This is a genomic window from Mycoavidus sp. HKI (genome assembly GCF_020023735.2).
GTDB lineage: Bacteria > Pseudomonadota > Gammaproteobacteria > Burkholderiales > Burkholderiaceae > Mycoavidus.
In genome coordinates this window covers 124,927-144,451 of the sequence record NZ_CP076444.2, presented here as the reverse complement: position 1 = coordinate 144,451, position 19,525 = coordinate 124,927, and the positions used below count along the sequence as shown (strand labels likewise).

Genomic DNA, 19,525 nt, shown 5'->3' with positions numbered 1-19,525 from the left:
AACAATCCAAATAGATATACGATTATTCCACCGTCACTGACTTTGCAAGGTTCCTAGGTTTATCGACATCTGTCCCACGCGCACACGCAGTATGGTATGCCAACAATTGCAACGGTATGACGTGCAAAATCGGGGACAACCAACCGTAATGTTCAGGCAGCCGGATCACATGCAAACCTTCGCCATTGACGATGCGCGTATCGGCATCGGCAAAGACATAGAGCTCGCCACCGCGTGCGCGAACTTCTTGTATATTCGACTTCAACTTTTCAAGCAACGCATCGTTTGGCGCAACCGTGACAACTGGCATGGCGCGAGTAACCAGGGCTAGCGGGCCATGCTTGAGTTCACCAGCGGGATAAGCCTCAGCGTGAATGTACGAGATTTCTTTTAGCTTGAGCGCGCCCTCAAGCGCAATTGGGTAGTGCAGGCCACGTCCGAGAAAAAGCGCGTTTTCTTTAGAGGCAAATTGCTCAGCCCATGCAATGATTTGCGGCTCCAGTGCAAGAACATGGTTTAAAGCAGCAGGCAAATGACGGAGTTGTTTGAGATAAGTTTCTTCAGCACTTGCCGCAACTCGCCCTCGCAGCTTACCCAAGGTGACCGCCAGCATAAACAGGGCAACCAGCTGTGTAGTAAAAGCTTTGGTTGAGGCCACGCCGATCTCTGTGCCGGCATGCGTCAAAAATGCCAGCGCCGTCTGCCGCACCATCGCACTGGTTGCGACATTACAAATCGCCAGTGTACGAGTGTGTCCTAATGCTTGTGCATGCTTTAACGCAGCTAATGTATCAGCGGTCTCACCTGACTGCGAAATAACCACCACTAAACTATTCGGATTGGGCACTGAATCCCGATAACGATACTCACTGGCAATTTCAACCTGAGTCGGCAGCGCAACCATTGATTCAAACCAATATTTAGCCGTTAAACCCGCGTAATAGCTGGTGCCGCAAGCCAATATCAACAAGCTATCAATCCCTTCAAATACCTGCTCAGCTTGTTCACCAAAATGTGCGGGGATAAATGCCTCCGCCACGGGAATGGTATCCGCAATCGCGCGCGGCTGCTCAAAAATTTCCTTTTGCATAAAATGGCGATAGGGCCCGAGCTCAACCGCACTGCCATAGGCCGCGACGGTACGTATTTCGCGCTCCACAATGGCACCAGTGTGATCAGCAATACAGCATGCCGTACGCGAAAGTTGCACGACATCGCCCTCTTCAAGAAAAATAAAGCGCTCTGTGCTACCCGCAAGCGCGAGCGCATCGGAAGCAAGAAAATGCTCATTGTCACCCACCCCGACTACCAGAGGTGAGCCTTGCCGCGCACCCACAATATAGTGCGGCTCATCGCGACTAAAAACGGCAATTGCAAAAGCACCATGTAGCTGACGGACCGCTGCACGTACTGCGCTAAAAAGGTCGCCGCGATACAAACTATGAATCAAATGAGCAATGACTTCAGTATCCGTTTGGCTGATAAATTCATAGCCTTGTGCTTGCAGCGCTTCACGCAGGACTTCGTAATTCTCGATAATGCCATTGTGCACAAGCGCAATCGTATCGCGTGAAAAAATCGGATGGGCATTATCTGTCACCGGCGCGCCATGGGTGGCCCAACGCGTATGCGCAATCCCAATATCACCCGTTAAATGTGTCGTTTGCACCTCAGTTGCAAGATGGGCGACACGCGACACGCTACGTGCACGGCGCAGCTCTTTCTCTGCCAGCACGGCCACACCGCAAGAATCATAGCCGCGGTATTCAAGCCGCCGCAGCCCTTCGATTAGGACTGGAACAATATTACGCTGCGCGACCGCGCCGACAATGCCACACATATAAGACTCAGAATGATAAAAGTTGAATAATGAAAGATAGCGAGCGTTGGAGTTTAATACTCATCAATCTTTTCTTTTGGTGGGCCGCACATAATCAGCTTTAGCGATTTGCGTTTTTTCGTTAAGCACGAGGGCGCCCGCGGGCACATCTCGCCAAACAGTTGTACCCGCTGCGATCGTTACTCCCTGTGCAATCTTAACCGGCGCCACCAGCTGCGTCGCAGAACCCACAAACACGTTATCTTCAATTACCGTGCGATGCTTTTGTGCACCGTCATAATTACAGGTAATCGTACCCGCACCTATATTGACATGCGCCCCAACATCGGCGTCACCAATATAGCTGAGATGGTTCGCCTTTGAGCTAGCGCCAAGCATTGCATTTTTAACCTCGACAAAATTGCCAATATGGGTATCCTCTGCAAGGATTGCGCCTGGCCGCAGCCGTGCATATGGACCAATCACGGCGCGCTCACCTATGTGCGCCCCTTCGATATGCGTCAAAGCATTAATTTTTGCCCCAGCGCCAATCACTGCGTTTTTCAGCACACAATGCGGACCAATACTCACGCCATCAGCTAACTTCACAGCGCCTTCAAACACACAATTCACATCAATTGACACTTCGCGGCCACAGGTGAGTGCGCCACGTATATCAATCCGTGCTGGGTCCGCCAGCGTAACGCCATTATCAAGTAATGCGTCTGCCAGTTGGCGCTGATAAGTGCGCTCAAGCAGCGCTAACTGTGCTTTGTTGTTAACCCCCATGGTTTCGGATACATTGTCAGGCTGGCTCGTGACAACGTCTACATTCTCCGCAATCGCACGCTCAATCACATCGGTCAGATAGTATTCGTGCTGAGCATTATTATTGTTCAGTTCGGCAAGCCAATTGGCAATACGGGCGCCGGGCAGCAGCATGATGCCGGTGTTAACTTCATTGATTTTGCATTCTTCAGGGCTGGCATCTTTTTGCTCCACAATGCGCACCACGCGGCCCATCGACTCACGCACAATACGCCCATAACCGCTGGGCTCGGCGAGTGTCGCCGTCAAAATCGCACAACGCTCTGCATTAGGGTCCGCACTGGCCTGTTTAATGAGTCGCTCAAGTGTGGGCACGCTAATCAGAGGTACATCACCATATAGCACCAGCACTGGCATAGAACGATCCAGCAATGGCAGTGCCTGTTGCACTGCATGGCCCGTCCCTAATTGTTGCGCTTGTATCACGAATTCGACCGCGGGCAGAGCAACGGCTTGCTGCACTGCCAGCGCACCATGCCCAAGCACCACGACGATTTTTGCAGGCTGCAAGGCGCGCGCGGTATCAAGAACATGACAAAGAAGCGGCTGGCCCGCCAGTAAATGGAGCACTTTGGGTAAGGCTGAGCGCATACGCTTACCTTCACCGGCCGCCAGGATCACAATATTCACAATGCGCGCAGAGAGTTAAACTAGGGTGAGAAATCTAATAAAATTATTTTATCATGGCGCCGCGCGTAGCATTGGCTGCAAACTGAGGGGCAAAGTATTCTCTACTCCTGTTTCAGCCGGCCCAACACTACACGGTTCATCATCGAAGGCAATATCGCCATGAGCAGGTACAGCACCCGTCACACGTAGATCAGCAAACTCAAATAATTCACGGTCCATCAGATGTGATGGAATCACATTCGTCAGTGCATTAAAGATACTCTCCACTCGGCCCGGATAACGCTTTTCCCAATCACGGATCAAAACCTTCATTTCTGCACGCTTTAGATTAGCTTGGCTACCGCACAGATTACACGGAATAATTGGGAATTGCCGCAAGGCAGAATAATCTTCTAAGTCGGCCTCTTTTACATAGGCGAGCGGACGGATAACGATATGCTTACCATTATCTGACTGTAGTTTTGGCGGCATTCCTTTGAGCTTGCCACCATAAAATAAATTCAGAAATAATGTCTCAAGGATATCATCACGATGATGGCCAAGCGCAATTTTGGTGGCGCCCAGCTCGCTTGCCACGCGATATAAAATTCCGCGCCGTAGGCGTGAGCATAATGAGCACGTGGTTTTTCCCTCTGGCACGAGGCGTTTAACGATACTGTAGGTATCTTGATTTTCAATATGAAACGGCACACCCTTTTGGGTTAAATATTCAGGCAATATATGTTCCGGGAAACCTGGCTGTTTTTGATCAAGGTTAACCGCAACGATATCAAAATGTAAGGGCGCCCGTTCCCGTAATCTAAGCAAGATATCAAGCAAGGCATAGCTATCTTTACCACCCGATAGACACACCATCACCTTATCGCCGGCCTCAATCATCTGATAGTCAGCAATCGCTTGGCCAACCTGCCGCGCCAGCCGCTTGTAAAGCTTATTGTTCTCGTAAGCATCTTTTTGTGCGCGACGGCTTAGTGCGCTCATCGCGCGCTCGCGTGCACGAGTCTCTGCCTCAGCAGGGGACGCCGGCGCATCCTGTAAATTTTCATGCCCATTCATTTTAAATTTCCTTACAACGAAACACTTCTACACCCACTGCGGCGCAATCAGGGTAAATATCTGGCTTCTCCGCGCGAATCCGTACCGCACGCACGTCAGGATGCGCGAGCATTCTATTGGCAGCATCGTCGCATAACGTTTCCAATAAATGGATATGTTGGCCCTTGGCATACGATGCAATCGTATCGCGCATCAAATTGTAGTCAAGAACTTCATTGAGTGCGTCAGAGGCAGAAGTGGAGACAGCAAACGGAACGTACAATTCGACATTCATGACCACGCGCTGCGGCTTTTTTTTCTCAAAGGCATGGATACCAATAAAAAGGTGGATGACATAATCCCGCAGAAAAAGCCGCCGGCAATCAGCAAGTTGCGAGTAGGCAAGAGAATTGAGCATAACCTTTATATGAGAATGAGTAAAACCTTCATCGACTATATCCGTCAAGCACCACTGTCATTTAAAATGTAGTGATGAAGATAAGTTTTCACGAATCCGCTAGTTTACCTGTACCAGACCCCGCAGCACGAGCGCAATCTCAGACTCTGCGGGCGCAGATTGATACAAAACTTGATCAAGCCGGCGGCTGGCTGCCGTTTGACCGCTATATGGAGCTGGCCCTTTACACGCCAGGCTTAGGGTATTACAGCAATGCCCTAACGAAGTTTGGCTGGCATGCGGGTGATGGCAGTGATTTTGTTACGGCGCCTGAATTATCCCCCCTTTTCGCTCAAACCCTTGCGCGCGCTGTGGCAGAAGCACTGACTGCTTCTGCCACTCAACATGTGATGGAGTTCGGTGCGGGCAACGGCACCCTCGCGGCGCAGTTACTCCCCGCGCTCGACGCCCTAGGCGTACGCTGTGAACGCTACAGCATTGTCGAGTTGTCTGGCGGATTACGAGCCCAACAGTCCGCAACGCTTGCGACTCATGTCCATGATGCCGCGACCCGGGTACAGTGGTTGGATAGCTTACCGGCTACATTTAATGGCGTCATCCTCGGCAATGAAGTACTGGATGCAATGCCGGTACGACTTTTTACACGGAAATCAAGCGCTTGGTTTGAGCGCGGTGTGGCACGCCGTGGCGCACCCGGCGACCCATTAGAATGGCATGATCGACCGCTCAGTCCAGGCGCCATAGACGCCCATAACCTAAATGACGCTAGCTATACGACACAACTCCCCTTAATCGACGGTGAAGAGGACTACCTCACTGAACAGCACGAAGCGGCTAGCGCATTTGTGCGCACGGTTTGTCAAATATTGCAGCGCGGCGCGCTATTGCTAATCGATTACGGGTTTCCAAGCCATGAGTATTACCACCCGCAACGCAACACCGGCACTTTGATGTGCCACTACCGGCATCACGCACACACCGATCCATTTTTTTATCCAGGCTTACAAGATATCACGGCCCATGTTGAATTTTCAGGCATTGCGCAAGCAGCCCTTGAGACGGGCGTGGATTTGCTCGGCTACACATCACAAGCCCGCTTTTTAATCAACTGTGGTATCACTGAGCTCCTTGCACAGCTTGATTCAAATGATCCGCAACAGTTTCTGCCGGCTGCAAATGCGGTGCAAAAATTGCTATCCGAAGCGGAGATGGGCGAGTTGTTCAAAGTGATTGGATTTAGTCGCGGCATTGATAACGGTTTATCAGGGTTCAGTCATGGCGATCGCTCAATGACGCTATAAAAATTTTATTGCCAAAGCCAATTAAAGCACTGGGTCATTCACCGGATTTAATGCCGCCTCAATGGCTGCGATGCGTGCACGGTGCAACGCGGCCTTGATGGCCTCGGGCGCCGCACGATAATGCGCCGCAATGGCCCCCGCATTAACCCGGCACGCTACGCTCAAAGCATTGTCCAGCCGGGCCGCCTGTGGATAAGCCGCAGTTTCAAAACCAAGCCGGCCGCGAGCGTCAGACTCGCATGCCTGCATGACCTCTACTAAACGTTCGGGTTTGCGCCAGGCATCACAACGTTCAAGCAAGCGCGTTAATGCACTGGCACCAAACTCCAGCGAGCGATGGATATTGCCATGTTCACGCGCCACTAGCATCGCCAAATCACGGCATGCATTTGGCACTTTCAGACGATTACACAACGGCCGCAACAGTGTAACGCTACGCTCCTCATGGCCAAGATGGCGCGGCAGCATCTCCACCGGCGTATTGGCCTTGCCTAAATCATGCACCAACACCGCAAAACGCACCGTCAACGCATATCCACGAGTCGCCGCATAATCCAGTGCCATCATGACATGCACACCCGCATCGATTTCTGGATGGAACTCAGGGCGCTGCTGCACACCATATAGCGCATCGACTTCAGGCAAAATTCGCGCCAACGCCCCACATTCGCGCAATACAGTGAACATGCGCGAGGGCTTGGCTTCCATTAAACCACGAGCAATTTCCTGCCAAATGCGCTCAGGCACCAGTGCATCCACCTCTCCATTTACCACCATTTTACGCATCAAATTCAGCGTCTCATCGGCTATGGTGAAATCAGCAAAGCGCGCGGCAAAGCGCGCCAATCGCAAAATTCTCACCGGATCTTCAGCAAACGCCTCCCCCACATGACGCAAGACGCGTGTAGCCAAATCAGCGCGACCATTAAATGGGTCAATCACCGGGCCAACCGGTAGCCCCTTTGCATCGAGCTCGCGCGCCATTGCATTAATCGTTAAATCACGCCGCGCTAGATCCTGCTCAAGGGTGACATCCGGCGCATAATAAAACTGAAAACCGTGATAGCCACGCGCTGTTTTGCGCTCGGTGCGCGCTAAGGCATATTCGGCTTGCGTTTGCGGATGCAAAAATACCGGGAAATCACGTCCAACCGGCCGATAACCCTGCTTAGCCATTTGCTCAGGAGTCGCCCCTACCACGACATAATCACGGTCCCGCACAGACAGGCCAAGTAGTTCATCACGAAGCGCCCCCCCCACCACATAAATTTTCATATCGTTATTGTGAAGTTTCAGTCACGCTCTCAGATGCAATCACACCAAGTCGCGCTTTGAGCGATTGCGGAGTCCCTTCTAACAAGGCGGCATAATAAACCGCATTAGCCAAAACTTTTTTCACATAATCGCGGGTTTCACCGAATGGAATAGTTTCCGCGAACACAGCCCCCTCAATTGGCCTCGTTAATGCTGCACGCCATTGCTGCGCCCGCCGCGGACCGGCATTATAGGCAGCAGACGCCAGGACCGGTGAATAATCAAGTTCAGCATAAATCATCGCCAAATAATTCATCCCAAGTAAAATATTGGTCTCAACCTCATTGATTCTTACGCTAGATATTTTGCCCAAGCCAATCTTTCGTGCGACGAGTTGTGCGGTCCCTGGCATTAACTGCATCAAGCCAGCCGCGCCAACGCTAGAACGGGCATCGCTAATAAAACGCGACTCTTGCCGGATTAAACCATAAGCCCAAGCGACATCGAGTCCAGTCAATTTTGCATTACGCTCCATAATCTCGCGCAATGGCAAAATATACCGCAGGCTAAAGTCATGCTTTTGCCGGGTACGCTCAGCCGTATTGACCGCGCGATCGTACAATTTAAAGCGCTGAGCCAGTTCGGCTGCCGCCAATAGCTGGCGATCACTCATGCCACGCAGAGTCCAACTCCACTCTCGAGCCCCTTCGAAATAGAGTTGCAAGCGATAAAGATGCTGAGCCAGCTGAAAGCCTGGCAGAGCCTGCATGCGCGCCATCTCCGTTTCAATCTCAGCAACCTTAGTCGCCGCAGGGAGGCTAATGCGGCCACCGAGCTCTTCCGTTGCCAGTTGTCCATAAAAATCAAATTTGGGGGCAATTTGCTGCCAGGCTTGTACCGCTAAAGCGTTTTCACCGGTTGCTTGTAAAGCTCGGCCTTGCCAATAAATCCAGGCTGGCTGACGGCGCAACGCACTTGGCATGGTTTCAATCGCCTGCCGCACCAGCGGCCAATTGTTGGCTAGCAGCGCCGCTCGCACACGCCACTCGTGAGCTGTATTAGACAGCCAGCCATCAACAGATAGCCGATACCAATCAAGCGCAAGCGGTATTTTGTTAAGCGCCGCCCGATAGCCAATCGTACCCCAACCCGTTGCCTGCTCTTGCGGCGTCAAGCGCGGCGCCACCGAGATAAAAATCGCCGCCGCTAATAGTGGATCCTGACGGGCGATGCGAGTAATCGCCAGTAACGCCAGCTGATGGGCCGCCGTGTTGATGGGTACGCCCTGCTCCAACAGGACCCGTGGCTTATTAGCTGCCATTTCAAATTGTTTTGGGCTTGGGCGTTGAGGTCCTAGCGCATCCGCAATGCGGTTGCCCACTGCGACTTCGTTCATTTCATAAGCCAACCGAATTTGCTGCCAGACGTCATCCTGGTCGAGCTGATTCTTTTGCGTCAAAACCGTGATCAGTTCTACGCAACCATCGCCATACCGGTTTGGCGCGACCAATAAAGCACGCGCAGCCTCAGCCACGTCCATCCCGCGAGCGGCCCGTGCCTGGAGGGCGTAACATTTAAGTTGCAGGTCATCTTTTAATACAAAGCGGCGATATTGCTCATCAAAGGCACGCCAGGCGTGGCGCGCACCGAGCACCAGCAAATAATCATTGCGCATCCGATCAGCAATCGCTTGCCCCTCATATCTTTGCAGAAAAGCCAAGATAGGTGTATCAGGCGCGTTCAAGCGCGCATGACCTAAGCTATCGAACAGCTGCGGTTTAAGTGCAAAGTACTCTACGTAGGAGGGGACTGGATATGCGGGAATTTGGCGCGCCAGTTCAAGCGCGCGCGGCGCATTATTTTTCTGGGCCGCCTCACGTAATGCAATAAAAATAGCATCGGGCTCTCGCGGCGCATTCTCAGACTGCGCGCGCGCAGCTTCTACGGTGCTACAACTAATGAGCGTTGTGAGCACGCAGACAACCGAGAGCGCACGATATACTTGAGTCACCCGTTGAAGAACGCATTGCAGCATTTTTTTTGACCTAGAGGCAAATAATGGGCGTAGAAAGCATAGCATGTAAATACACGAAGGCAGCAGCTAATTCCTCAAAAATTGCATTACGCAGTGCTTTACTGACCGCCAGGCAAACTCGACAAGTTCAAGCGCATAGCGAGGCAGCACTTGCCGCGCGCATTGCCACGTTGCTGGCCGAACGCACTCCGTACTGTGTGGCATTCTATTGGCCATTTGCAGGTGAGTTCGATGCGCGTGCAACCCTGGTTAACTGGCTACATGAGGCACCAACGCACTGTGCCGCCCTACCGGTCGTGACTGAAGTAGGGGGCGCGTTGCGTTTTCATCGCTGGACCCCAGAAACGCCGATGAAAGAAGGTTATTTCAAGATCCCTGTACCTACTCACGCGGTTGCAGTACACCCTGATCTATTACTCGTTCCATGCGTGGGTTTCGATCCCGCACGTTACCGGCTTGGCTATGGCGGCGGTTATTATGACCGCACTCTAGCTAGACTTAAGCCATGTCCGTTTACAGCCGGCATTAGCTATGAATGCGGCCGTGTGACTCATCTATTGCCCCGCGAACCCCATGACATTGCGCTTGATCTAGTGCTCACTGAAAAGGCACGCTATGAATAATGTTCACTACTTAGCAACTAACGGCCTAGCTTGCAATCCACTGTAGTCTAGCAGCATAAAATAACAACAATTTTTTGCAGATTACTGACTAAAACATCTTATATACTTGTATAGTAATATTCAACTAAGTTGCTTTTAACTTCTCTCTTTATCTGAGGGCAAAGTTTGATGAAGTTTCCCAGCATCTTCCCTTTTGGCGAGAGCGCGCTCGTCTGCGAGTCGCCCGCCCCTGCAACGCTTGCCTGCCAAAAGCGCATCTGGACAATAGCAGAGGTGGCGCGTCAGTGGCCACATGTGACTGAAGTTGTGCCAGGGATGAATAATTTGACCGTGCTGTTTGACCCGCTCGCAACCAATGTAGACGTGCTGACGCAAAAGCTTGCCAAAGCTTGGGGCGCAGTTGATACAAAACTAAAACCAGGCCGCCTGGTTGAAATTCCAGTGTGCTATGGTGGTGAATACGGGCCTGACCTTGCTACCGTAGCGCATCATACTGCACTGAGTGCCGAAGCCGTCATTAAACTCCATGCAAGTACAGAATACACCGTATTTTGCCTGGGCTTTCAGCCTGGTTTTGCCTATTTGGGCGGCCTTGACCCCAAACTTGAAACACCACGCCGAGCTGAGCCACGAGTTGCGATTCCTGCTGGCTCAGTTGGCATTGGCGGCGCACAGACAGGGATTTATCCGGCCAGCTCACCAGGAGGCTGGCAGTTAATTGGGCACACTAGAGAAAAACTGTTTGATCCTATGCGCACTCCTCCAAGCCTTCTACAGCCAGGGGATCGAGTGCGTTTTACTATTGCGAGCTTAACCACAACAACGATTTAGAACCATCCTGCGGACTCATTTAACTCACATTCTGTCGGATAAATTTGAACACGGGGCTAGCGTTACGATGATTGAAGTTTTGCGTGCAGGTTTACTCACTTCCGTACAGGACCTTGGCCGGACAGGTTATCGGATGTCAGGGGTGTGTGCAGCTGGTGCACTCGATACACTTGCATTACATGTAGCCAACCGACTGGTGGGTAATCCCCCTAAGGCAGCGGGGCTTGAAGTGACCGCCGGGCCAGTCAGTTTGCGCTTCACGCAAACGACGCGCGTGGCTCTAAGCGGCGCTGATTTTAAGGCCACTCTTGATAACACGCCGGTCCATGCCTGGTGGAGTTTTTCCGTTGAAGCCGGACAAATACTGCGCTTGCATACACCTAAAATCGGCATGCGCGCGTATATTGCGTTGAGTGGTGGCATCGACGTTGCGCCTATACTCGGTTCACGCAGCACAGACTTAAAAGCGGCCTTTGGCGGTCTGAACGGACGTGCCCTGAAAAACGGAGACCAACTACCACTTGGCACCCCGCAAACCGCTCAGGTGCTGCAAATCCCGGCTTTTGGCATCAAAGCGCCTGGCTGGTGCCACTTTGACCGTACTAATATAGTTGAAGAAAATAAACCATCGCTACATGGCGCACCGTGCACTACCACTGTACGTGTAATGCCCGGCCCCGAATATGCTTGCTTTACGGCGAGCTCTCATGAAAGTTTCTGGTCTGAGCCATGGCTCATCACCACCAGTAGCAATCGAATGGGTTACCGGCTTGCTGGTACCGAGCTAAAGCGCACCGAGAATATTGAACTTCTATCGCATGCCGTCCTGCCTGGCACCATTCAAGTGCCAGGCAATGGGCAACCGATTGTGCTCATGAATGATGCGCAAACGACGGGCGGCTATGCAAAGATTGGCATTGTTATCCAAGCAGATTTATGGCGTTTAGCGCAAGCACGACTCGCGAGCACTTTGCGCTTTACTGAATGCACTATTGCCGATGCCCGTACCGCCTATGCAGATTTGCAGCATTATTTAGCCCATATTGAATCCGCTATTGAGCAACAATACCGAGGCTATACACAAGCAACGCAAGCGCTTGCCTAACTTTTAAATAAAGGATTCGCCATGCACATTGATCTAAATGCCGATTTAGGTGAAGGTTGCGCCACTGACGAAGCCTTACTTGACCTCGTTAGCTCAGCCAATATTGCTTGTGGCTGGCATGCCGGCGGAGCCGACGAAATCTTTAAGTGCACACGCTGGGCTGTGCAAAAAGGCACTGCCATCGGCGCACATCCCAGCTTTAATGATCGGGAAAATTTTGGCCGTACCGAGCATCATTTATCTGCTGAAGAAATTCACGCTGCGCTCCTCTATCAACTCGGCGCGCTCAGCGCCATCGTGCGTGCGCAAGGCGCTTGCGTCACTCATGTCAAGCCGCACGGCGCACTGTATAACCAGGCAGCACGTGAACCCAAGTTGGCACAAGCCGTCATCGCCGCCATCCGTGACTTTGACCCAACATTAGCCGTTTTTGGACTGGCCAATAGCGCATTAATTACTGCCGCACATCAAGCCGGCTTACGGGCAGTTGAAGAAGTTTTTGCAGATCGGGCTTATCGTGCAAATGGCTCGCTCGTGCCTCGCGGAAGCCCAGGCGCGATTCTCGAAGACGAAGACGAAGTGTTAGCCCGCACCTTAAAAATGATTCACGAACAACGTGTGCAAGCCATCGATGGTCATTGGGTACCGCTTAAGGTACAAACAATTTGCTTACATGGCGATAATCCCCACGCACTTGCTTTTGCTCAGCGCATTCGCGCTCAACTCGATGCCGAAGGAATTCAAGTGCGCTCAACTGTAGCCGCTTCATAAAGATATTTGGTGGCTCGTTCGATTTTTATCCACGGCTTAATAGGCTGTGACTGTAGGTGAATCAAGTCGATGTACGTGATGATTTAAGACCACACTTTGGAGACCATTATGCAAACCATTGTCAATTTATGGCCGCTGCTGGGTGTAGCCGTCATTATTCTTAGCTTTTTGTTACGTTTTAATCCGCTACTAGTGATTGCCGCAGCGGCTGTTACAACGTGTATTGCAGCCGGCTTGCCGGTGAGAGGAATACTCGCTACTATCGGCACGGGTTTTGTTAAAACCCGCAATCTGCCGCTGATTATTTTGTTACCCCTCGTCGTGATTGGCTTACTCGAGCGACATGGTTTACGTGAGCATGCGCAAGCTTGGATAGCCCGTATTCGCTCAGCAACAGTTGGCCGCTTATTAATCATTTATCTGTTTGTGCGTGAGATCACTGCTGCCCTGGGTTTAACTGGGCTGGGTGGCCATCCGCAAATGGTGCGGCCTCTGCTCGCGCCAATGGTTGAAGGCGCAGCGCATAGTCGTTACGGCAAAATTAGTGACGCGCTACGCTACCGGTTAAGAGCATTTTCTGCGGCAACTGACAATGTGGGTCTCTTTTTTGGCGAGGATATTTTTGTCGCGTTCGGTGCCATTGTACTGATGGCAACCTTCTTACGCGAAGCGGGGATTGAGGTGGCGCCGCTAAGTATTGCGCTATGGGGCATTCCAACTGCGATTTGCGCCTTCATCATCCATGCATTCCGACTTTATCGACTTGATCGCAAGCTTGAGCGCGAATTCGGTCCGCGCTCTGACTCTGCCGACCACAACGTATAAGGAGAGCCATCATGATTGTATCGATTAATTATCTATTTTGGCTGCTCGGAGCAATTCTAGCGGTCATCGCCGTCATGATTTTAGGTGATCGCACTCATCCCAAACGGTTTCAAACAGGCAGTTTTTGGGCGATTTATGCGCTGATTTTTCTGGTAGGTGACAGATTGCCAGCTGAACTGGTGGGTATTTTGGTGATCGCTATGGCGCTACTTGCGGGGTTGGGTGGAGTCGTCGCCAGTCGGGCTCACGGAAATTTATCTGAGAGCGCACGCCATGAAAGCGCACGACGGCTGGGTAACAAGCTCTTCATCCCGGCCCTCACCATCCCTGCCATCACCGTGATTGGCACCCTGTTAGCACCGTATCTTGTGTTTCATGCGCGCCCCCTATTTGACCCGAAAAATGTCACGCTACTTTCATTTGGCTTAGGCTGTATCGTGGCTGCTGGCTTTAGCTGCTGGCTAACTCGTGACAGCGTTGGGCAATCCATACGCGAGACACGTCGTCTGACCGAATCACTCGGCTGGGCAGTGGTTTTACCGCAATTACTGGGTACCTTGGGTTTGGTATTTTCAGAAACGGGAGTCGGCAAAGCCGTAGCCTTTCTCAGTACCGCCTATATCAATATGGACTTGAAGTTGATCGCGGTGCTTGTCTATTGCATCGGCATGGCGCTCTTCACGATGGTCATGGGTAACGCTTTTGCTGCATTTCCGGTTATGACCGGTGGGATCGGCGTCCCTATTCTGATTGGCATGCACCATGGCGACCCTGCCATTATGGCGGCGATTGGGATGTTCTCTGGTTATTGCGGCACCTTACTGACACCGATGGCCGCCAATTTTAATATGGTACCCGCCGCGTTGCTCGAATTACCGGATAAAAACGCGGTAATTAAAGCGCAAGCCCCGACCGCACTTGTTTTACTCGCAGTCAATATCGTCTTGATGTATGTGCTGATGTTCCGCTAACGGACTCAATCGGCATGTCGAAAATACACCCGCGCCGTAGCGCATCAACTCCGCTTGCGCGCGCGCGGGTGTGCTTGATCATACACATTAGCAAGGTGCTGAAAATCTAATGAAGTATAAATCTGAGTAGCAGCAATGCTCGCATGGCCTAGCATTTCCTGCACTGCACGCAAGTCGCCACTGGATTGCAATACGTGGCTGGCAAACGAATGGCGTAACACATGTGGATGCACATTGGCCGCAATCCCAGCAGCCAGTGCGACTCGCTTGACGCGCTGCTTGACCGAGCTAGGAGAAATCCTACGACCATGTGAAGATAAAAAAAGCGGCTGCGCATCAGCGCGTATAAACTGTGGCCGCACAGCAAGCCATGCTTTAAGTGCGGCAATCGCTTTGCTGCCAATTGGCACCGTGCGCTGACGATTTCCCTTGCCCGTTACATGGACTTGTTTGCCAGGCAAGTCTAGCCAACCGGCTGAGCGATCGCCATTGGCATGCTCCTTATATTTAAGGTCTAAATTGATTAATTCAGCTAGGCGCAAGCCGGACGAATAAAACAATTCAACCATAGCACCATCCCGTAAAGCCTGCGGCAGCTTGCTTTGGCTTGCCTCCATCATGGTTTTTGTATCATCGACGGAGAGCGCTTTGGGCAAGGGCCTGGCACGTTTCGGCGCACGCACCGTAGCCACTGGATTAGTTTCAAGTGCAGTATGTAATGCCAACCAGCGATAAAAACTCCGCCAAACGGAAAGCCGATGAGCAATCGAACGCGCCGATAAACCTTGAGCGTGCGCCTGGATCACGCCCTCGCGAATATTAGCCGGGGTAAGCTCATTGAGCGCCCGTGTATCTGCTAGCGCCACCAATTGCGCCAACTCATGGGCATAACTCGTCCAGGTATGCTTAGAAAGCTTGCGTTCATAGACCAAGCTATCAAGATAGCAAGCAATTGGATCAGCAGGAGCCGTCACGGTAGCCGCCGTTACTCGCTACGCACAAGTAAACGGCTCAGCGCCGCACTCACTAGCACGCCCATATATGACAGAAAATCCGTCGCCATTCCTTCCTGAAAATGCTGCGGATCAGGCGAACCCATAACCAACAGGCCAAAAGCGTTTGTCTCATCACAGTGTGGCTTGCGTAAGGCCACTAGTGCGAAAGATTCCAAAACCGCATCAGACTCTTCGTCGGCCATTAACCACTGTGTAACGTCAAGCTCAGGATTATTCCCACAATACGGCGCAGTCAGCTGATTTGCAAAAAGGCCAATCTCGTGCTCTGGACTAAAGACAAAGTCGGCCTGCGCATAAGGCTCCGCGGCACCCCAAATACGCACCGCCGCCGCCACTCCAAAAACCTCACGCAGGACTTGTTCTATCAGTTGCGGCACAGCATCGGGCTTTTCCTCGGTCAAGATTCGCTTAGCTAATATGCCAAGCTTGAACATCAGCCCATCATTTTTTTGACCATGATGCATCAGTTGAGCTAAGCGAAGCTCGAGTTGTTTATTTTTGGCCCGCAAGATATCCATTTGGCGTTCTTGCAATGACACGGCACGACCGTTATGCGGGCTGGCTAACCGCACGGCAGCAAGAAGCTCCGCATGGTGCTCAAAAAATTCTGGGTGAGCCAGTAAATACTCAGCAATTTGATGGTCGTTCATTAGTATTAAATAGATATATTAGATGGCAAAGGGCCATCGGGAATGTCAACTTCACCTTTAAATACAGTCACAGCCGGACCGATCATATGGACTTCAGCGCCTTGCCATATAATTGTCAGCTGACCGCCACGCATCGACACGGTGACAGGCGAATCAACCAAGCCGCGGCGAATCGCGGTCACCGCAGCCGCACAAGCACCTGTACCACACGCCAAAGTCTCCCCAACACCACGTTCATAGACCCGCAGTTTAATCAGATCGCGCCTAACGATTTGCATAAAACCAGCATTCACACGTTGCCTGAAACGAGCATGCGCCTCAATCAGCGCACCGTCACTCAACACCGGCGCCGTGTCAATATCAGCCACGTGCTGCACTGCATGTGGATTGCCCATCGATAAGACAGAAAGCCATGCTTGCTTGCCGTTTAGTTCAAGCGGCCAAATCGTGTCGCAGCCGTCGGTACGGCTAGCAAGTTGATGGGGATCAAATGGCACATCACGCGGATTAAATACAGGCGTACCCATGTCCACACAAACCTGGCCGTTTGCTTGCAATGCCAGGGTAATTAAGCCTTTTTGCACTTCAACCCGGATTTCACGCTGGTGGGTTAGCTCAGCTGCATGCACAAATTTAACAAAACACCGTGCGCCATTGCCGCAATGTTCAACCTCACCACCATCTGCGTTAAAAATGCGGTATTTAAAATCTGCATCGACCCGGCTTGGGCGCTCAATCAGCAGCACCTGATCAGCGCCAATGCCAAAATGTCGGTCCGCCAACCAACGTATTTGACTAGGCGTTAGCGCAAATGACTGGCGAATGCCATCCAGCACAATGAAATCATTGCCGGCACCTTGCATCTTTGTAAATTGGAGTTTTGCCATATGAAGATAAACGATTAAGTATCAACCGGCGTCATAAAAACTCGGCTCACCCGGCGGCCGTGTCTTAAAACGCTTATGTAACCAATAATACTGTTCAGGCATGAGCTCAACTTGTTCTTCAAGAAAAGCATTCATCCGGCGCGCATCCGCCACGGGATCATCGCTCGGATAATTTTCCCATGGACGAAAGACCTTCAACCGGTAGCCGCGATAATTAGGCAAAACCTCACCGATAAACGGCACTACTTGCGCTTGGCCGGTTTTAGCAAAGCGAGAAACGGTGGTCAAGGTGCAGGCATCGATCCCAAAAAATGGCACAAAAGCCGAATTGCGCACGCCATAATCCATATCCGCCCCCAGCATCACGGGCATATGCGCACGCAACATCCGCAAGACAGTTCGTGCACTCTCTGAGCGGGAGACCATCTCCGCATTAAAACGCCCACGCGCTTTTTTTGCAACCTGATCAACCTTAGGGTTTGAGATTGGCTGATAGAGGGCGCCACAACCGCGCTTTAGCGCATAATTTATAAAAATCGAGCCCGCTTCAATACCAACAAAATGAAATCCCAAAAGAATTGTTGGCGGTAAATTCGGATCGCTTAAATCAATTTCACTGTCGACTTGAACCAGCTTTTCAAGTTTTTGAGCCGAACCAAACCACTGCACGCTCCGCTCAACATAGCTACGAATCGCATGCCTGAAATGGTGCGCCGCCACTGCCTCACGACGGGCCTCGCTCCAGTTAGGAAAACACAGCTTCAAATTAGTATGAACAATACGCCGCCGTTGACTAGGGATTCGATACAACAAACGGCCTAATAGATCGCCAAAACGAGCGACAAACCCATACGGCAAAATGGCAAATAATTTTAATAAGCCAAACGCACAGAAAATACCTAATTGATTAAACATTATTATCCTGCTACTATGAATTCACTCGTAAGGCTTTAAATTTTAGAGCTCTTATGGGTGTGGGTTAATTTTAAAAAATTTAAAATTAACCTCTGCAATACGATTTTCGCCGAGTTAAAGACAACTTGCGGGGCGAAAAGCGCGGCTTACCGTGTTAGAAATCTGCTAAAGCGTCGCCACTTCATCTCCACCTGAAACCGGCTTCGCCAAACCGGATTTCCGATAGAAACGTTAACGACATTTAAGGAGAACTGAAGTGGCAAATGACTATCTATTCACCTCTGAGTCCGTCTCGGAAGGCCACCCTGATAAGGTAGCTGACCAAATCTCCGATGCTATCCTTGATGCGATTCTCGCACAAGACAAATATGCACGCGTCGCAGCCGAGACATTATGTAATACAGGCTTAGTGGTGCTCGCTGGCGAAATCACTACAAACGCAAACATCGATTATATTCAGATCGCCCGCAATACAATCAAACGCATTGGTTACGATAATACCGATTATGGCATTGACTACCGTGGCTGCGCCGTGCTGGTTGCTTACGATAAGCAATCGCCAGATATTGCACAAGGCGTAAATAACGCTCATGACAACTCTTTTGACCAAGGCGCAGGTGACCAAGGACTGATGTTTGGCTACGCTTGTGATGAAACACCAGAATTAATGCCTTTGCCAATTCACCTGGCGCATCGCTTAGTTGAACGCCAAGCCAACCTACGCCATAGTGGCCTTCTACCTTGGCTACGTCCTGATGCTAAAGCGCAAGTTACCCTACGCTATGTCAATAACAAACCGCATAGCATTGACACGATTGTGCTATCCACCCAGCATGCGCCCGAAATAAGCTTAGGCGCACTGCGCGAAGCCGTCATCGAAGAAGTGATCAAACCAGTCCTGCCGAAGGCACTCATCAAAGATAAGATCCATTATCTAGTCAACCCGACCGGCCGGTTTGTGATTGGCGGCCCGCAAGGCGATTGTGGCTTGACCGGCCGCAAAATCATTGTCGATACATATGGCGGGGCAGCACCGCATGGCGGCGGCGCGTTTTCTGGCAAAGATCCCTCTAAAGTTGATCGCTCAGCTGCTTACGCAGGCCGTTATGTTGCAAAAAATATCGTCGCTGCGGGTTTAGCGACACGTTGTCTAATCCAAATTTCTTATGCAATCGGTGTTGCACTACCGACCTCTGTAATGGTGAATACTTTCGGCACTGGCCGCGTACCTGATGCAGTCATTACCCGTTTGGTACAGCAATACTTTGATCTACGCCCCAAAGGTATTATTCAAATGCTCGATTTGCTGCGCCCGATTTATGAGAAATCCGCCGCCTATGGTCACTTTGGACGCGAAGATTCAGAGTTTACGTGGGAAGCTACAGATAAGGCTGATATGCTGGCTGAAGCAGCAGGGGTTAAGGTCGCAGCGATAGCTTAAGCTCTCTGCCAGTGATAACGCACTAGAATATACTGGTCAGCCTAAGTACTTAAAAATCAAAAAAATAATGCAGATTGTCCGATATAAGTATCGGACAATCTGCATATTATTTTCTCTACATGAACAGAAGACAGTAGTTGACATCATTCTCGACGCCGCGCCACTGCTCA

At 51.2% G+C, this 19,525-nt stretch carries 18 protein-coding genes; 8 read left to right on the top strand and 10 right to left on the bottom strand.

From position 1 onward, the window contains the following. Nucleotides 1-22 precede the first annotated feature (22 nt). From glmS to KMZ15_RS00405, 4 genes are all read right to left on the bottom strand, one after another. The gene (gene glmS / locus KMZ15_RS00420; protein WP_223693018.1) at nucleotides 23-1,840 is read right to left on the bottom strand and encodes a glutamine--fructose-6-phosphate transaminase (isomerizing); all 1,818 of its coding nucleotides are present in this window, start codon (nucleotides 1,838-1,840) and stop codon (nucleotides 23-25) included. 63 nt (nucleotides 1,841-1,903) lie between these two features. Continuing rightward, nucleotides 1,904-3,277 carry a bifunctional UDP-N-acetylglucosamine diphosphorylase/glucosamine-1-phosphate N-acetyltransferase GlmU gene (gene glmU / locus KMZ15_RS00415; RefSeq protein ID WP_223692999.1) on the bottom strand — a complete coding sequence of 458 codons (1,374 nt, stop codon included), beginning with the start codon at nucleotides 3,275-3,277 and terminating at the stop codon, nucleotides 1,904-1,906. Between the two features lie 51 nt (nucleotides 3,278-3,328). After that, complete coding sequence (ttcA, locus tag KMZ15_RS00410; RefSeq protein WP_223694606.1) at nucleotides 3,329-4,258, bottom strand: tRNA 2-thiocytidine(32) synthetase TtcA; 930 nt, start codon at nucleotides 4,256-4,258, stop codon at nucleotides 3,329-3,331. A 76-nt stretch (nucleotides 4,259-4,334) separates the two neighbouring features. Beyond that, nucleotides 4,335-4,730 (bottom strand): dihydroneopterin aldolase, encoded by a 396-nt coding sequence (locus tag KMZ15_RS00405; RefSeq protein WP_223692997.1) that lies wholly within the window; start codon nucleotides 4,728-4,730, stop codon nucleotides 4,335-4,337. A gap of 74 nt (nucleotides 4,731-4,804) precedes the next feature. On the opposite strand from KMZ15_RS00405, the gene KMZ15_RS00400 reads away from it, so the two are divergent. Then, complete coding sequence (locus KMZ15_RS00400) at nucleotides 4,805-6,031, top strand: class I SAM-dependent methyltransferase (protein WP_223692995.1); 1,227 nt, start codon at nucleotides 4,805-4,807, stop codon at nucleotides 6,029-6,031. Nucleotides 6,032-6,052: 21 nt separating this feature from the next. On the opposite strand, the gene KMZ15_RS00395 is transcribed toward KMZ15_RS00400, so the two are convergent. Next, complete coding sequence (locus KMZ15_RS00395) at nucleotides 6,053-7,306, bottom strand: multifunctional CCA addition/repair protein (protein ID WP_223692992.1); 1,254 nt, start codon at nucleotides 7,304-7,306, stop codon at nucleotides 6,053-6,055. A 4-nt stretch (nucleotides 7,307-7,310) separates the two neighbouring features. After that, a complete protein-coding gene (locus KMZ15_RS00390) occupies nucleotides 7,311-9,320 on the bottom strand; it encodes a lytic transglycosylase domain-containing protein (protein ID WP_223692990.1) in 2,010 nt (669 codons plus the stop codon). A gap of 23 nt (nucleotides 9,321-9,343) precedes the next feature. On the opposite strand from KMZ15_RS00390, the gene KMZ15_RS00385 reads away from it, so the two are divergent. The 6 genes from KMZ15_RS00385 (at nucleotide 9,344) to KMZ15_RS00360 (ending at nucleotide 14,446) form a co-directional block, all read left to right on the top strand. Further along, nucleotides 9,344-9,943 carry a 5-formyltetrahydrofolate cyclo-ligase gene (locus tag KMZ15_RS00385; RefSeq protein WP_223692988.1) on the top strand — a complete coding sequence of 200 codons (600 nt, stop codon included), beginning with the start codon at nucleotides 9,344-9,346 and terminating at the stop codon, nucleotides 9,941-9,943. A gap of 168 nt (nucleotides 9,944-10,111) precedes the next feature. Continuing rightward, nucleotides 10,112-10,774: a 5-oxoprolinase subunit PxpB gene (gene pxpB, locus KMZ15_RS00380; protein WP_223692986.1), complete on the top strand. Its 663-nt coding sequence runs from the start codon at nucleotides 10,112-10,114 to the stop codon at nucleotides 10,772-10,774. 67 nt (nucleotides 10,775-10,841) lie between these two features. Further along, nucleotides 10,842-11,879 carry a biotin-dependent carboxyltransferase family protein gene (locus KMZ15_RS00375; RefSeq protein ID WP_223692984.1) on the top strand — a complete coding sequence of 346 codons (1,038 nt, stop codon included), beginning with the start codon at nucleotides 10,842-10,844 and terminating at the stop codon, nucleotides 11,877-11,879. Nucleotides 11,880-11,900: 21 nt separating this feature from the next. After that, a complete protein-coding gene (gene pxpA / locus KMZ15_RS00370) occupies nucleotides 11,901-12,650 on the top strand; it encodes a 5-oxoprolinase subunit PxpA (RefSeq protein ID WP_223692982.1) in 750 nt (249 codons plus the stop codon). A gap of 108 nt (nucleotides 12,651-12,758) precedes the next feature. Beyond that, nucleotides 12,759-13,475: a DUF969 domain-containing protein gene (locus KMZ15_RS00365; RefSeq protein WP_223692980.1), complete on the top strand. Its 717-nt coding sequence runs from the start codon at nucleotides 12,759-12,761 to the stop codon at nucleotides 13,473-13,475. A gap of 11 nt (nucleotides 13,476-13,486) precedes the next feature. Then, nucleotides 13,487-14,446: a DUF979 domain-containing protein gene (locus KMZ15_RS00360; RefSeq protein ID WP_223692978.1), complete on the top strand. Its 960-nt coding sequence runs from the start codon at nucleotides 13,487-13,489 to the stop codon at nucleotides 14,444-14,446. Nucleotides 14,447-14,490: 44 nt separating this feature from the next. On the opposite strand, the gene xerC is transcribed toward KMZ15_RS00360, so the two are convergent. From xerC to KMZ15_RS00340, 4 genes are read right to left on the bottom strand one after another with little or no spacing between them, the layout of a single operon-like run. Further along, the gene (gene xerC / locus KMZ15_RS00355; RefSeq protein WP_223692975.1) at nucleotides 14,491-15,420 is read right to left on the bottom strand and encodes a tyrosine recombinase XerC; all 930 of its coding nucleotides are present in this window, start codon (nucleotides 15,418-15,420) and stop codon (nucleotides 14,491-14,493) included. An 11-nt stretch (nucleotides 15,421-15,431) separates the two neighbouring features. Next, nucleotides 15,432-16,112, bottom strand: a complete 681-nt coding sequence (locus tag KMZ15_RS00350) for a DUF484 family protein (protein WP_223692972.1) — start codon at nucleotides 16,110-16,112, stop codon at nucleotides 15,432-15,434. A gap of 5 nt (nucleotides 16,113-16,117) precedes the next feature. Then, the gene (gene dapF / locus KMZ15_RS00345) at nucleotides 16,118-16,999 is read right to left on the bottom strand and encodes a diaminopimelate epimerase (RefSeq protein WP_223692970.1); all 882 of its coding nucleotides are present in this window, start codon (nucleotides 16,997-16,999) and stop codon (nucleotides 16,118-16,120) included. 21 nt (nucleotides 17,000-17,020) lie between these two features. After that, entirely contained in the window at nucleotides 17,021-17,914 is an 894-nt protein-coding gene (locus KMZ15_RS00340; RefSeq protein ID WP_223692962.1) for a lipid A biosynthesis lauroyl acyltransferase, read from the bottom strand. A 256-nt stretch (nucleotides 17,915-18,170) separates the two neighbouring features. Here KMZ15_RS00340 and metK point away from each other — a divergent pair, with 256 nt between their 5' ends. After that, the gene (gene metK, locus KMZ15_RS00335; RefSeq protein WP_223692960.1) at nucleotides 18,171-19,355 is read left to right on the top strand and encodes a methionine adenosyltransferase; all 1,185 of its coding nucleotides are present in this window, start codon (nucleotides 18,171-18,173) and stop codon (nucleotides 19,353-19,355) included. The last annotated feature ends 170 nt before the right edge of the window (nucleotides 19,356-19,525 follow it).

Coding starts and splice junctions, on each gene's coding strand:
- KMZ15_RS00395 (WP_223692992.1), bottom strand. CDS start 7,306: ATGAAAATTTATGTGGTGGGGGGGGCGCTTCGTGATGAACTACTTGGC.
- ttcA (WP_223694606.1), bottom strand. CDS start 4,258: ATGAGCGCACTAAGCCGTCGCGCACAAAAAGATGCTTACGAGAACAAT.
- KMZ15_RS00385 (WP_223692988.1), top strand. CDS start 9,344: ATGGGCGTAGAAAGCATAGCATGTAAATACACGAAGGCAGCAGCTAAT.
- dapF (WP_223692970.1), bottom strand. CDS start 16,999: ATGGCAAAACTCCAATTTACAAAGATGCAAGGTGCCGGCAATGATTTC.
- KMZ15_RS00405 (WP_223692997.1), bottom strand. CDS start 4,730: ATGCTCAATTCTCTTGCCTACTCGCAACTTGCTGATTGCCGGCGGCTT.
- KMZ15_RS00340 (WP_223692962.1), bottom strand. CDS start 17,914: ATGTTTAATCAATTAGGTATTTTCTGTGCGTTTGGCTTATTAAAATTA.
- glmS (WP_223693018.1), bottom strand. CDS start 1,840: ATGTGTGGCATTGTCGGCGCGGTCGCGCAGCGTAATATTGTTCCAGTC.
- KMZ15_RS00360 (WP_223692978.1), top strand. CDS start 13,487: ATGATTGTATCGATTAATTATCTATTTTGGCTGCTCGGAGCAATTCTA.
- KMZ15_RS00400 (WP_223692995.1), top strand. CDS start 4,805: ATGAAGATAAGTTTTCACGAATCCGCTAGTTTACCTGTACCAGACCCC.
- KMZ15_RS00350 (WP_223692972.1), bottom strand. CDS start 16,112: ATGAACGACCATCAAATTGCTGAGTATTTACTGGCTCACCCAGAATTT.
- KMZ15_RS00365 (WP_223692980.1), top strand. CDS start 12,759: ATGCAAACCATTGTCAATTTATGGCCGCTGCTGGGTGTAGCCGTCATT.
- KMZ15_RS00375 (WP_223692984.1), top strand. CDS start 10,842: ATGATTGAAGTTTTGCGTGCAGGTTTACTCACTTCCGTACAGGACCTT.
- pxpB (WP_223692986.1), top strand. CDS start 10,112: ATGAAGTTTCCCAGCATCTTCCCTTTTGGCGAGAGCGCGCTCGTCTGC.
- KMZ15_RS00390 (WP_223692990.1), bottom strand. CDS start 9,320: ATGCTGCAATGCGTTCTTCAACGGGTGACTCAAGTATATCGTGCGCTC.
- pxpA (WP_223692982.1), top strand. CDS start 11,901: ATGCACATTGATCTAAATGCCGATTTAGGTGAAGGTTGCGCCACTGAC.